The organism is Sphingobacterium sp. UGAL515B_05, assembly GCF_033097525.1.
In the GTDB taxonomy this organism is placed as follows: Bacteria; Bacteroidota; Bacteroidia; order Sphingobacteriales; family Sphingobacteriaceae; genus Sphingobacterium.
The window spans coordinates 6,140,836-6,154,825 of sequence record NZ_CP109907.1 but is presented as its reverse complement, the minus strand read 5'-3'; the positions used below and the strand labels follow the sequence as shown (position 1 = coordinate 6,154,825).

Sequence of the window (13,990 nt, the reverse complement as noted above, 5' to 3'; positions counted from 1 at the left end):
CTTGTTTTAAATCGTGAATCTTCACAAAGATATTTTAAATAGTGTATATTTGTAACTATTATTGGTATAAACTAGTTACCTTTGCGTAACTATTTTGAATATATTCAAATGAAAAGGACTGAATTTAAAAGTTGTTCCTGCGCCATGCAGCGTTCTATGGCAATTTTAGGTACCCGATGGAAGCCTGTGATTATCTATACTTTGCGCGATCGAAAAGCCAGATTTGGTCAATTGGATGCGCTTATCGAAAACATTTCTCGGAAAGTCCTGACCAGTTCATTAAAAGAATTGGAAGAGGATGGTGTAATTTTGAGAGAAGAGTACAGGGAGCTTCCACCACGTGTAGAGTATTCTTTGACAGAAAAAGGCAAGGCATTAATACCTATTATGTGCCAATTGGCAAAATGGAATGAAGCCTACTACCAAGAGCCTGCGTCAACAGAATTGATCGCGTAGAAATTTTAATTTAAATACATAGATCTTGCTTCGCATTTACGTTAATCGCTGCCGAATACAATAGTATCGTCTCAACCCGTTTGGCTAGTACGTTTTCTATCACTTGCCAGCGCGGCATTGTTGATCACAATAAATGAAATTTTCATATTTATTTAAAATTTAAGTAATATTGAATTGTGAAAAACAAGGTAAACCAAGAATTTAGCAAGCAAGATTTTTTAAAATCTTTTCGAGAGGGCAGAAGGGATGGTTTACAGTTTCTGTACAAAACTTTCTATAGTCCAATGTGCTATTTTTTAGAAAAGATGAATCTTGATAAAGGTACCATCGAAGAAATAGTGCAGGATGTATTTTTAAAGCTTTGGGAGCGCCGGATTGATTTTGATCATGTTGAATCAATCCGTGGTTTTCTCTACACAAGCTGTAGAAACGCCGCTTTAAACATGATTCAACAAGAAAATCGGATTCAACAAAAAAACAGTTTTTATACGTCACAGGTTGATCTGGTCGATTTACCGATCAGCCATCAAATGATCTATATGGAAACGCTTCGAACGATCCATGATGCCATTGATACGCTGCCTGAGCAGTGTAAGCAAGTGATGCGTAAGTTGATTGTTGAAGATCTAAGCCCACAGGAAGCAGCAATCTCCTTAGGACTAACCACTAGTACGATCTACAATCAAAAGAAAAGGGGAATTGAACTTTTGAGATTAAGACTCAAGCCTGACCAGTTTTTTTGCCTACTTTTGCTTTTACTCTATTATTAGAAAATTTATACTTCTGATACATAGGTTTTTGTGAAAATATCTACCCTCTTTTTAGAGAAACGAAATCAAAATATTGTTTTAAGTATATAGAGCAATATGGAGCAATTACCCCAACATATCATTTATTTACTGAGCAAATCCAAGCTGGAAGGATTGCGCGATGACGAAAAATTGCAGTTGGACTTATGGAGGTCCGAAACGGATGCAAATAAGGGGCTATGTGATCTGATTGACAACAAAGTTCAAATGCAAGCGGATTTAGACGGGATAGCCCGTTATGATTGGGAGGAATCATTTGCCCTCTTTGAACAAGATTACCTCAATACCTCATACATTAAACCTTTTTATAAACGCATGTTATCCTATGGTATCGCTGCGGCGCTGATTGGATTACTCGTGTTGTTTTTTATCCATAATCTTTCGGATACGGTATATCAGGAGACTCCGGATAAAGATATTCAACCCGCTCAAATGACGGGGGTAGTTCGTCTGGGAGATGGACATTCAATTTCGATGGTTCCAGGAGATACTTTATTATCGTTTGCATCACCCGGTAAAAATAAAGCGGCACGAGTGGGTAATTTATTCGCTGTAACACCCAAGGGAGGGAAAATGACCATGGTATTACCTGATGGAACCAAAGTGTGGATGAATGCCAAAACGCAGTTAGATTACTATGAAGTAGATAGCATGCGGGAAGTTCGTCTAGTGGGAGAGGCTTACTTCGAAGTTGCCAAGAAACATTTGCCATGGGGAGGTGAGGTCCCAAAACTGAAACCTTTCGTGGTGCAAGCAGGGAAGATCAATATTTCCGTATTAGGGACACATTTTTATGTGAAATCAACCAAGAATCTAGAAGACTTTAGAACGACATTATACGAAGGTAAAGTTCGGGTTCGACAGGGCGACAGGCAAATTATACTGTTGCCAGGGGAAGAATCTTATATCAAACTTGGGCAGATCGAACGACGAATAATTGATCTTGACGTGCGTAATGCATTGAAAGACGGATATTTTGTGTTCAATTCGGAGACTTTAGGGGTTATTATGGATGAGTTGGCATCCTGGTATAACGTAGATGTCGTCTATCTTGATAACAAAATAAAATCGGAAAAATTTGAAGCGATGTTGTCGCGTGACAGCAGCCTGAAAGATATCATCAACGTACTGGAGAGTACAGGAAAAATTAAGTTTAAATTTAAAGGAAAGACCATTTATGTAGACAAAACAACCTAAATGAAAAGAAGAAACCCTAAACGCTTGCAACATTTAGGGCTTCAGATCAAGTAATTCTAACTGTAACAGAATTTTAATTCTTAACCTAAAACAAATGTATAAAAATTATGCACAACTTGTTCGTGCCCTACACGATCAAACGCAACAAATGAAAAACAGCGATCGCCCAGATATTTGGGGTAGGCCGCAATGGAGGGGAAACATTATGCGCATATCGCTTACAACCATCATGATGTCTTGTTGTCTGCTTCATGTTGGAGCTAAAACGTATGGACAGGACATATCGATACATGAGAAATCAGTTTCATTGAGAAAGGTTTTTTCAGAGATCAATAAGCAGACCGGCTATTCTTATGTATGGGCAGCGACAACCATCGATCCAGATACAAAGGTTAACTTAACTGTTAAAAAAGAATCGTTGGGAAATGCACTTGGGAAGTTATTGGACGATTTGGATCTCGATTTTGAGATCAAGGGGAAGATTATTGTCGTACATGAGAAATCTCAACAAACACAACGTTCGATCGCTAATCAGTTAATGACGGTCAAAGGTTTTATTGTCGATTATAACAACAGACCGCTTCAAGGTGCAACCATTCGTGTTAAAGGTGTTCCAAAAGGGACCGTTACAGATCAAAATGGACATTTTGAAATTAACGGTGTTAGTTCAAATAGCTTTTTGGACATTACCATGGTCGGATTTGCTCCGCTTACGATTGCAGCTAAGTCCGATTTGAATAGGATTACCTTAAGAGCCTTGGATGAGCAGTTGCAGGAAGTGAACATTACGGTCAATACAGGATACCAAAAAATAAGCAAAGAAAGAGCAGCAGGTTCAATTGCGCAGGTCACTGCCAAAGACATGGAAGGGCGGCTCCAGCCTAATTTGCTGGATCGGATCGATGGATTGTTGCCAGGACTAAATTTGGTGCGAAATACCTCAAGTCCGCAGAATAATAAAAATAATCTGGGTATCGAGGTTCGCGGACGATCTACAATCAATGCGCAGGCTGCGCCTCTGATCGTTGTTGACGGTATGCCTTTTGAAGGCGACTTAACAGCAATCAATCCCAATGATATCGCTTCCATAACCGTTTTAAAAGATGCGTCGGCAGCCTCTATCTACGGCGTACGTTCATCCAATGGTGTCATTGTGATCACAACAAAAATAGGCTCCGCAGGTAAAACGAAGATCGACTATAGCAATACCCTTTCTTTTAGGGGACTTCCAAGCCGTAGCTATCTTAATCAGATGAGCAGTGCTGAACTGGTCAACTTTCAAAAAGAAATGTTTAATTATCGTTCGGGCGATTATGCTGTTATTGATCCTAGAAAAGCAATGAATGATGTGTATCGGATTTTGTACGATCGTAAAGGTGGCGTGATTTCGGAAGAAGAGATGGAAAAACGTCTGGATGTATACCGAAATCGTGACCGCTTCAGTCAAATGGATAAGTTTCTGAACACTACTCGATTCGATCAGCAACATAACCTCGCTGTTTCGGGAGGCTCCGATCGTTATACCTATCATTATTCCCTCAATTATACCCAACCAGGAGATTATAATAAAGGCCGTGCAACAAATAAGGAACTGGGATTCAGTCTGAAAAATAATTTTAAGTTTACCGATTGGTTTAGTTTACGCGCAAACGTATTAGGGAAAAATCAAAATAGAGAAGGCGATATCGGCTTCAATTTCTACGATAACTATATGGGGGGCAAGGCATCCTATTATCTTCTTGAGAATGAAAACGGTTCTCCGGCGCAATGGTATAATTCAAAATCGCAATTTGAGATTGATCGTTTGAATGCCATGGGACTGGAAGATGAAACTTATATTCCTTTAAAGCACGTAGCAGCGATTCATGAAAAGTTTTATAATAAATACCTTAATTTAAATTTTGCTGCTAACTTTAAGCTACTTAAAGGGTTGGACTTCGATCTATCCTATCAAAGTGAAAGAACAGAAGGATACAACGGTACTTTAAACCGGAAAAATTCCCAGTCCGTTGTAGGTATGGTCAATGACGCGACCCAAATTGGAAAGGACGGGTCAATCAAGCGCAATATTCCGCAGGGGGGACAATTTGCCGAACAACGTAACGATGTCAACAGCTATACCTTACGTGGTCAATTCAATTATCAATATAACAGTCGGGATAAACATGAAATTATAGCTATTGCAGGTGCTGAGCGCAGGCAAATTAACAATCGTTATACAAATATTTATAAATACGGGTACGATGAAAGCAGTTTAGTCTATAAGGGGATTAATGAAGAGCTTTTTGGTATTCAGATCCAAAATACACAGGCACTTTTTAATAGCTATACTATTTCGAAAAAAGAGACTGGATTTAAGGATCTAGTCGATAGATTTGTTTCCTTCTATGCCAATGGATCTTATACCTATGATCGTAAGTTGACTTTGAGTGGAAGCATCCGGATGGATCAATCTAATTTGTTTGGCACAAATATCAAAAATCAATACAAACCTCTTTGGTCCATAGGCGCTTTATATCATCTGCCAAAAATTGATTGGGAACCATTAGATCGTTGGTCGGTGCGTGCGACTTATGGCGTAAATGGAAATGTGCCAAAGGATAATGGACCATATTTGATTTCAAGGGTGAATAACAATCTGAACTACTTTAACGGTGAAATGCAAGCCTACATTGATTCTCCGCCTAATCCATTATTGCGATGGGAGCGAACAAAAGTATTCAATGTTGGCTTTGATTTCTCACTATTTAAAGATAGACTTACAGCTACCCTTGATATTTACAATAAGAAAACTTCTGATTTATTGGGGAATACGCCGTTGGATCCAACCTTGGGATGGGATATGGTGTTGCTTAATTATGCGGATATGCAGAATAGAGGGATCGAGTTGGGGCTGAATGGTAAGGTGATTCAACGTGAAAACTTCAGCTGGAATAGCACAATAAATTTTAGCTACAACAAAAACAAGATCACAGACCTCTACGTTGAGCAGAATACACCGTATTACTACTATTATGCTCCTCAAAATCGTGTTGGAATCCCAATGGGTAGTTTATATAGTATAGATTATGCGGGATTAAATGATAAGGGACGACCTTTGGCACGAAAGGCTGATGGTAGTCTGGTCGAGACAACGCAAAAATTGACTGTCGATGATTTAATCTATGAAGGTACGACTGTACCTCCCTACACTGTTTCTTTCAGAAATGGATTTCGATATAAAGATTTGACGCTTTCCTTTATGTTCATTTTCAATGGTGGTCATGTGATGCGGGGAGTTCATCCAGAGTTCCTGAGTAAATACGCGGAGCTTAACTACAATAGTAACTTCGACAAATTATGGTTGAATTATTGGAAGAACCCAGGTGATGAAAGTAACCCTGATATTGCTCCTGCATTTGTTTCTGCTGCTTCAGGCAATATTTCCGATATTTTCAATGCTGCACATAAATTTGTTCAGAAGGCTGACTATATTAAATTGCGCGATATTTCATTATCCTACAACCTGCCTGCACAATGGATTGCACCGACAAAACTTTCTTATGTGCGTCTAACAGGACAGGTATTGAATGCATGGCGTTGGGTCGCTAACAAGGATAATCTCGATCCCGAGGTTTGGGCTGGGTATAGTACGGTAACGAGTCCAAGTAGAGGTATACAAGCACCAATAATTTACAATTTAGGTGTATCTATAGGATTTTAATAAGAAAATATCATGAGAAAAATATATATAGGATTGCTATTCGGGTTATTGACATTGAATAGCTGTAGTAAATATCTGGATATCAAACCAAAAGGTTTTACAATTCCAGAGAATCTGAATGATTACAAATTGCTGCTAAACGATCAATCTTTAGTAAGAGCTTCCGCTGTTTATCCGAACTATTTAGTAGATAATTTACAGTCCGGAGACCCTCAGGATGTACAATCAGCAGCAAGCTATGACTATTATGACTATGTGAAAAAACAACTCTATAGCTTTGCCCACGGTGCTATATTTGAAGATGGCCAGTATGATCCATACTGGGAATCGGCTTATAGCCATATATTCACTTACAATGTTGTTATTAATAATGTATTGGCAGCAACAGAGGGCTCCGAGGCAGAAAAGAAAAGGGTTTGGGCTGAGGCTAAGGTCGGTCGTGCATTTGAGTACCTTAGTCTAGTGAATATCTATGCCGCGCATTATAATCCTGCAAGTGCAACAAAAGATCTAGGGGTACCTTTGGTGCTGAAAGAGGATATCAATCAAAAATATGAGCGTGTGTCTGTTCAGGCGATCTATGATCAGGTAATTAGCGATCTTAATGATGCGCTGCCAAATTTGAGTACAGTGCAGTCAAATAGATTTCAGGCAGTGCGTTCAGTCGGCTTCTCTTTTCTAAGCCGTGTTTACCTCTATCAGGGAAAATACAAAGAGGCCCTTGAGAATGCAAAACAAGCACTTGCGGTCAATAAAACGCTCATCGATTATAGTTTATATACCAATAAGGATAAGACAACTTGGGGACGGGTTTGCCTAAAAACAGATAATTCTGTCCAATTTCCCGACTCCAGAACGAATACGGAGGCCGTATGGTCTCGGTTAGGAACAAGTTCCTTAGGTAGTCCGAATGCCGAATTTTATGCCTCTAAAGAGCTGATTGACACTTATGCAAAAGATTTGCCTGCAGGTGCAAAGGACAAACGTTATGAATTATTTTTCTGTCGCGATCAGGCTTCTTTAGGCGCTACTATTGTAAAATTTCCAGGGCGGGTTCTTTTTGCTCCATACGTCGAATTTAGTACTGGATTTAATACACCTGAATTGTTTTTGATTGCTGCAGAAGCAGCTGTTCGAACAGGTAATGCGACAGAGGCACTAGGTTTCTTGAATACATTACGAAATAGTCGAATAGAGAATAATAAAGCGTTAACCTCAACGGATCCAAAATTGGTTTTACAGACGGTACTTGACGAAAGACGTCGCGAAATGCCATTTATGGCATCCGATAGGTTGATTGATTTGAAACGACTCGCTATAGCAGACAATTTTAAAAAGTCAATCCAACATCCATTGGCAGGGAAAATTTTCGAAATGGAATCCACGGATGCCCGGATGATACTTCCAGTTCCGCCCAAGGTACTTTCGTTGAATCCCGGAATTCCTCAATACGAACGATAACAAAATTAGATGTAGACCGCTCATCCTAATCAATTTCTATCATCATAGAAATTGATTAGGATCTTAATAAAAAAAAATGAAAAAGATACTATTGACAGCACTGGCTTTTTCACAGTCGATGCTATTGCTTGCACAAGAACATATACGGTTTCAGAAGATCACTTTTGATCAGGCAAAGGAATTGGCCAAGCAGGAAAATAAGCTGATTTTCCTAGATGGATTTACCTCCTGGTGTGCTCCTTGTAAATGGATGGAAGGGAATGTGTTTTCACAGCCTGAAGTGGCTCGTTATTTTAACAGCAGGTTTATCAATACTAAATTTGACTGTGAGATAGGAGAGGGCGTAGATATTGCTAAATTATACCAAATCAGAAGTTTTCCTACTTATTTATTTTTAGATGGACAGGGAACATTGATCTACAGAACCCAGTCTCGCATGGAAGCCGATTTGTTCCTGAAACAGGCACAGCAAGCTAATGACCCTAATTTTCAGATCCCCAATTTGCGTAAATCGTATGATTTGGGTATGCGGGAATCGAATTTCCTGATCCGCTATATTAAAGTGATGGAACAAACCGATAATCAAGCGGCAAATGGAGCAAAAAAGGCATTGGACAGTGTAGCTACCGATGAATTCTTGAAGAGCCCAAATGGATGGGAGACCATAAAAATGATGGCACAAAGTCTGGATGATCGCTATGGGAAATTTTTTGAGTCGAACAAAGCTTATTTTAAAAGTATAGCCGTGCCAGCAGATTTTGCGAAAAAAGAAGTGCAACTGCTGCGTTATGCCATGTATGGCTATATTAGAGAGCGTAAAGTAGATGAATTTAATGCTGGGGTAGCCTACTTTGAAGGGTTAAAAGATCCAGAACAAAAAATTGAAGCTGCATTGTATAAAGTAGAGTGGACCGCCGCACATGGAACCGATAAGGAGTTTGTTGTCCTTACGAATACATTGAGAAAAGGCCTGCTCAAGAATGAAGATGAACGGCTGAGTTTTATTGCCCGCCGCAATGCCAATGCGAAGGGAACTGTTGCAAATCCAGTTATCCTAAAACAATGCTATGTACTGGCTAAACAGGCCGTAGTATTGAATCCATCAAGTTATTCCAATCAAGGAACATTGGCCGATATTTGCATCGCATTAAAGAAAAAGAAAGAAGCCGTTCAGGCGGCAGAAGCTGCACGTGGCTTGGCTGAACTGGAAACTTCAAAAATTATTAAACTTGCCGATGCTCTTGTGGCGCGTGCTAAAGCACTGTAATTATCAACATGAAAAAAATAGCTACTTCCTTATTCTTGGTTTTAAATTGTCTCGGGACAGTATTCGCTCAAGGACAGCCTTTTCAATTAACAATAAAGGGGAAACAATTTCCCGCAAAATCTAAAGCATTTGTTCGCTACATCGTGGATAGAAAATTGACAATTGACTCTATTAATTTTGGTCCCAATGATGTTATCTATAAAGGGGAAATCATGGAACCAACGCAAGTGATGTTATTTTATTCCAAAGATGGCGCTTCCTTCTTTAATCGCAAAGGTGGACCGATGGAGCGTCTCACATTTTATGTAGACCCTCAGGAACCCAATACGCAAATCACCGTTCAAAGTCCTTTCGGGTCTTCACAGGTACAAGGCGGGAAACTGCAGGTAGCCTATAAGCAGTATCAAGACTATCTAAGCACCTATGAGAAGAAGCTCATGGTTCAGCAATCTAAAAGAGCTGATCTGTATCAAGCAAAAAATCGTGATGAAAATGCAATAAACCAAATTGGGCTAGAAATAGATAAGATCGAAACAGAGCGTAAGAAGGCGCAACGAAATTTTATAGTCAATAATCCAGACAATTACTTCAGTTTATTGGCCTTGCAGGAAGTTGCCGGCTACGATGATAATGTGGTTACCACTGAACCTTTGTTTTTCAATTTGTCATCAAGATTAAAGCAGACAGCAATCGGGAAAAAATTAGAAGCAGATATTCAACTGGCAAAAAAGCTAGGAATTGGACAGCCAGCTTTAGATTTTGCACAAGTAACTCCTGAAGGTAAAGAGTTAAAACTCTCAGATTTTAAAGGTAAATACCTGCTATTGGATTTTTGGGCGTCATGGTGTGGTCCTTGCCGTGCTGAGAACCCTAATTTGGTTAAAGCTTATCAAAAGTTTAAGGGATCAAGATTTGAGATACTGGGTGTTTCACTAGATAAACCAGGGAAGAAAGACAACTGGATGAAAGCGATTGAACAAGATGGATTAACCTGGCCCCAGGTGTCGGACCTAAATGGCTGGCAAAATCAAGCCGCTCAATTGTACGGTATTCAGGCTATCCCGCAAAATTACCTCATCTCTCCCGAAGGTAAGATTGTTGGAATCAACTTAAAAGGAGTAAAGTTGATAGAAAAACTCGAAGAGCTCCTTAAATAAATTTAAGGAGGGGCAAGTCGCCCCTCCTTAATTATGAACCTTTGATAGCTGTTATCGCTATGGGGTCAGTTTTCTGTTATAGCGCTGCTCTTTGGGGGGCTAAGGCAAAGGCTTGCAGCTTATTCGCCATTTCTCTGCTATTTCTTTGGTGTTTCTCTGCTGTTTCTTCGGTGTTTCTCTGCTATTTCTTCGCTATTCCTTTGGGATTGCTAGGGGCCTGATTCGCTTCTTCTTTGCTATTTCTTTGTCGTTTTATTGGTGTTTTATTGGTGTTTCTTTGCTTTCAAAGCAAAGAAAGGGTAAGCAAAAAGTCAATCATATGCAAAGTAAAATGTACCTAGTACATAACATTAGTTGTGCAAAACCCACAAAAGGGAAATAGATTTTTAGCGGAATGCCGCTAGGAGGAAATTTGTTGCTTAAAGTCCGCTATTTTTTCCTTTAGACTATTGAGGTGTTCAGGACTGATTACGCCATTATCCTGATCAAAATTTTCGTAAAATTTGGGAAGCGAAAATGTTTCTTTAATGATTGCTCCAAACTGCGGGAAAAATTTCTGCGCTTCGGCCATCACATTTCCACCACCATAACCTCCTGGTGAAGTTGTCATAAGCAACATGGGTTTATCCTGGAAAACTTTAACATTTATTCTAGATGCCCAATCAAATACATTTTTAAATGCTACGCTATAGGAGCGATTGTTCTCTGCGAGAGAGCAAATGATCATGTCACTGGAGGCTATATGATCTAGGAAAAGCTGTGCTTCCTGTGGGAATCCATTCTTTTCTAGGTCTACAGAAAAGACAGGCATGTTATAGTCATTCAGGTCGATCAAATTAATCTCGTGCCCCTCGAAGCTTTTGAGTACAAATTTGACCAATTGTTTGTTAATTGATGTGGAAGAATTACTCCCAGCGAATGCAAATATTTTCATGTTTTATCCTTTATGATTATCGGTTGTTTAAATTTAGTCAATTTCTCGAAACAATTAGAGATTTAGACTTGACTTGTCGTTTCTGATAGGTTTTGATTATATGGTATAATTTTTTGAAGTCCTCGCTATGCATATTTCGTTCATTTATTATCATGATTAAATTATCTGTTGCCTGAAGTTTTATGGTTCTGAATTTAAAATATTTTTTCTCCTTACTAAATAACTTTATGATATTAAACGGATTCCAAAAGTGATTCATATCAATCACTTTTTTTGTATATCTGGTTATATGACACATATTTAAATCCTTTCGATATAATCCACCTAAGTTTACTTTGGTAAGTGTATCTCCAGATATTTCGAAGTGCTCAAATCTCCAAACGCCTGTAAATATGATGAGCCCACAGCAAGTCTCCCATATTATTCCTAACAGAGAAATAGAATACTTAGAAATTATTATTGGGAATATAGCAATACAACCAAAAAGAAGAATAAGTATAGGAAATGTATGATCACAGCGCAACTTGATATTCTTTTTATCCATGAGAAATTGCTGTTTTATTTTTCCGATTTAAAAATAGCGTATAATGGGATATCGTAATACCGGCCATCTTTCTTTAAATGTTGTTTTAACAGTGCCTCTTTTTTCATTCCTATTTTTTCCATGACTTTTCCCGATGCTGGATTATGGGGGAAGTAGGTCGCAAAGATTTTGTTAAAGTTTAATTCTTTAAACCCAAAATCAATGATTGCTTTTGCAGCTTCAGTGACATAACCTTTATTCCAGTAAGGAATAGCAATCCAGTATCCCAACTCAGCCTTATCCGAGCCTTCATCATGCAGACCAATAGCTCCGATCAGTTTTTTATCTTTATTTCGAATAGCAAAGGTGAATCCTTTACGATTGACAAATGCTTCTTCCGCTAATTTAAGCCAGTATTCAGCATCCTCCTTTCGGTAGGGATAGGGGATGTTCGATGTGAAGTCCGAATAGACCTTATCTTGCAGATAGTCTACAATCTGTGGAATATCAGTCGGGTCTATTGCGTTAAGAATAAGTCGTTCTGTCTCTAATTGTGGGAAATCTTTCATCTGATTAAGTCTTCAGTATGGCTAAAATGAAATTAGGGGTTATTTAGTTTTTATAAATGTAGGAAAGTTTTATGAGATTCTTTTACTAATATTTTTTCGGGTGTGATAACTATAAATTCCAGTAATAGTGATTAAGATCAAAGTTATCAATAAGCCTATATATACGTTGAAGAACATATGGACCAGTGTAAAACCAATGAGTCCAATTAGGATTTCTAAAAAAGCTTCCTTTATACGGGACGGAGGATTTGAGTTCTCAAGGTATCGGGTATACTCTTCTACAATTGGTCGATCGGTATCGGTCCAATCAAAATGCGATAGTTCTACAGAGGAGACCCAAATTGCTTGGACATATTCTAGCATGGCAACTTCGCCAGAAGAAAAGGTGCAGAGAACAGGATAGCGGCATAGTGCCAGATTTTTATGGCCTTGTTGCGTCATTTCTAAGGGCCTTCCGACAAGAACATCTATACTTAGCTCTTCCCTGATTTTGAGCGATAAATTTGCTTTCGTTGGCAGGTGGGATTCGGTTATGCGACCAGGAAATTCCCACTTTAAAGCATGCGTCGCCGATGGCGGGCGCTGACAAATGAGTACCTTATCGTCCTTCCTTATGATCGCACAAGTCAAATAATGCATAACGGTTTAAAGATAAACATTAGGAGCTAGATTCTTCACTTTCAATCTGATGACTTTCAAACAGCTCGATGCGGCCTTCAATAACCAATAAATAAAAGTTTTCAAAACAATCCTGATAGATCTTTTGTTCCAATGATTTTATTTCTTCAAAGAGATGTTCTTTCGCTACTGCAGCGTAACATAGCTCATTTTTTGATGTTGTTATCGTTTCTTGGCAAGGTGTATCGTGAAGCTGCTTGTACAGGTCGCCTAAATCTGAAATGTCTTCACTGCGGTGGTAGGAGGGATGAAACCATACCCAAAAGTCTTCTTGATTTTTATAGGGATGCGGTAATAATTGAACAGATGTATTTCTGAATAGATCTCCCGGATGCTTTTTATAACGGAAATGAGTGGCTGTGGTCTTTAAACTATTCATAAAGTTAATTTGTTTGTAGGTTTACAAAAAATAATTCAAGAATAAAGATGTCATCTTAAATATAGGTATTTTTTTTAGTATTAAAAATTACAGTTAACGTTAGCGCTAATTAGCTTGCAATAGGATACAAAATACCACAGTTACAAAGGGACGCTTGACCTGCTCCGCTAAAAAATGTAAATCGTATTCATTTTATGTTACCATCCCCAGAGCATTTTGATGAGAACGGATATTGTGAATACGAATAATCCGATATAGAATATGTTCGTCCCATGTTTTCTGTCATGATCTGAATAGGAAAATATCCGTTCGCCATTCGGTAGGCTCTTTCTGGAACTAAACAACATATAGCCGATTGCAATTCCTAAAAGTCCACCTAGAAGGGCTGAAATATAGCCGAAAATAACCCAATACTTCTGCTGCGGTTCCGGTTCCCGTAGTTGCATGAGCCGTTCCTGTTTCAAAAGATCAAGCTTTTGCTGATCGATCTCTTTCCCTCTTTTTAATAGAATTTCTCTAGCCAGTGCGTAGTCTAATTTGTTCCATTCGTCGGGTTTTTGAAGAATTTCTAAGAGCTCTTGGTCGGAAAACTGATACAGATAATGGTCGTCTTCAACCAAGGGGAGAGACTGCATTTCCTGCTCTTCTAAAATAGATTCTGCATTTGCAAAATTGGCAGGATCTATTTGAATCTCATATTGAAATCCAACCGTGTTTCCAGAAAATGTAATATCCACAGGGGGTACATTATCTGCCAACCGCGTTGTTACACCTTTTTCCGAAAGTAGTTTATGACATTTTTGAGCTTCTTCTAAACTAGAGAACCTTTTTAACACGATATATGTATCCATGTGATC

12 protein-coding genes are annotated in these 13,990 nt (G+C 38.7%); 7 read left to right on the top strand and 5 right to left on the bottom strand.

Annotated elements, in window-relative coordinates; all coding sequences use genetic code 11:
* Positions 1-108: 108 nt before the first annotated feature.
* The 7 genes from OK025_RS25680 to OK025_RS25650 all read left to right on the top strand — a co-directional run bounded on the left by OK025_RS25680 (position 109) and on the right by OK025_RS25650 (position 10,050).
* Positions 109-456 (top strand): helix-turn-helix domain-containing protein, encoded by a 348-nt coding sequence (locus tag OK025_RS25680; protein ID WP_317667606.1) that lies wholly within the window; start codon positions 109-111, stop codon positions 454-456.
* 176 nt (positions 457-632) lie between these two features.
* Positions 633-1,226 carry an RNA polymerase sigma factor gene (locus OK025_RS25675; protein WP_317667605.1) on the top strand — a complete coding sequence of 198 codons (594 nt, stop codon included), beginning with the start codon at positions 633-635 and terminating at the stop codon, positions 1,224-1,226.
* 96 nt (positions 1,227-1,322) lie between these two features.
* The gene (locus OK025_RS25670) at positions 1,323-2,462 is read left to right on the top strand and encodes a FecR family protein (protein ID WP_317667604.1); all 1,140 of its coding nucleotides are present in this window, start codon (positions 1,323-1,325) and stop codon (positions 2,460-2,462) included.
* Between the two features lie 94 nt (positions 2,463-2,556).
* On the top strand, positions 2,557-6,165 hold the full coding sequence (locus OK025_RS25665) for a SusC/RagA family TonB-linked outer membrane protein (RefSeq protein ID WP_317667603.1): 3,609 nt from the start codon (positions 2,557-2,559) through the stop codon (positions 6,163-6,165).
* Between the two features lie 12 nt (positions 6,166-6,177).
* Entirely contained in the window at positions 6,178-7,626 is a 1,449-nt protein-coding gene (locus tag OK025_RS25660) for a RagB/SusD family nutrient uptake outer membrane protein (RefSeq protein ID WP_317667602.1), read from the top strand.
* Between the two features lie 76 nt (positions 7,627-7,702).
* Positions 7,703-8,893, top strand: coding sequence for a thioredoxin family protein (locus OK025_RS25655; RefSeq protein WP_317667601.1), 1,191 nt, complete (start codon positions 7,703-7,705; stop codon positions 8,891-8,893).
* A gap of 8 nt (positions 8,894-8,901) precedes the next feature.
* On the top strand, positions 8,902-10,050 hold the full coding sequence (locus OK025_RS25650) for a TlpA disulfide reductase family protein (RefSeq protein WP_317667600.1): 1,149 nt from the start codon (positions 8,902-8,904) through the stop codon (positions 10,048-10,050).
* Positions 10,051-10,450: 400 nt separating this feature from the next.
* Here the strand turns inward: OK025_RS25650 and OK025_RS25645 are convergent, their stop codons facing one another.
* From OK025_RS25645 to OK025_RS25625, 5 genes are all read right to left on the bottom strand, one after another.
* Positions 10,451-10,984 carry an NADPH-dependent FMN reductase gene (locus OK025_RS25645; protein ID WP_075991829.1) on the bottom strand — a complete coding sequence of 178 codons (534 nt, stop codon included), beginning with the start codon at positions 10,982-10,984 and terminating at the stop codon, positions 10,451-10,453.
* Positions 10,985-11,542: 558 nt separating this feature from the next.
* Complete coding sequence (locus OK025_RS25640; protein WP_317667599.1) at positions 11,543-12,076, bottom strand: GNAT family N-acetyltransferase; 534 nt, start codon at positions 12,074-12,076, stop codon at positions 11,543-11,545.
* 69 nt (positions 12,077-12,145) lie between these two features.
* The gene (locus OK025_RS25635; protein WP_317667598.1) at positions 12,146-12,715 is read right to left on the bottom strand and encodes a hypothetical protein; all 570 of its coding nucleotides are present in this window, start codon (positions 12,713-12,715) and stop codon (positions 12,146-12,148) included.
* A 19-nt stretch (positions 12,716-12,734) separates the two neighbouring features.
* Positions 12,735-13,133: a hypothetical protein gene (locus OK025_RS25630; RefSeq protein WP_317667597.1), complete on the bottom strand. Its 399-nt coding sequence runs from the start codon at positions 13,131-13,133 to the stop codon at positions 12,735-12,737.
* 197 nt (positions 13,134-13,330) lie between these two features.
* A complete protein-coding gene (locus OK025_RS25625; RefSeq protein ID WP_317667596.1) occupies positions 13,331-13,984 on the bottom strand; it encodes a hypothetical protein in 654 nt (217 codons plus the stop codon).
* Between the last annotated feature and the right edge of the window lie 6 nt (positions 13,985-13,990).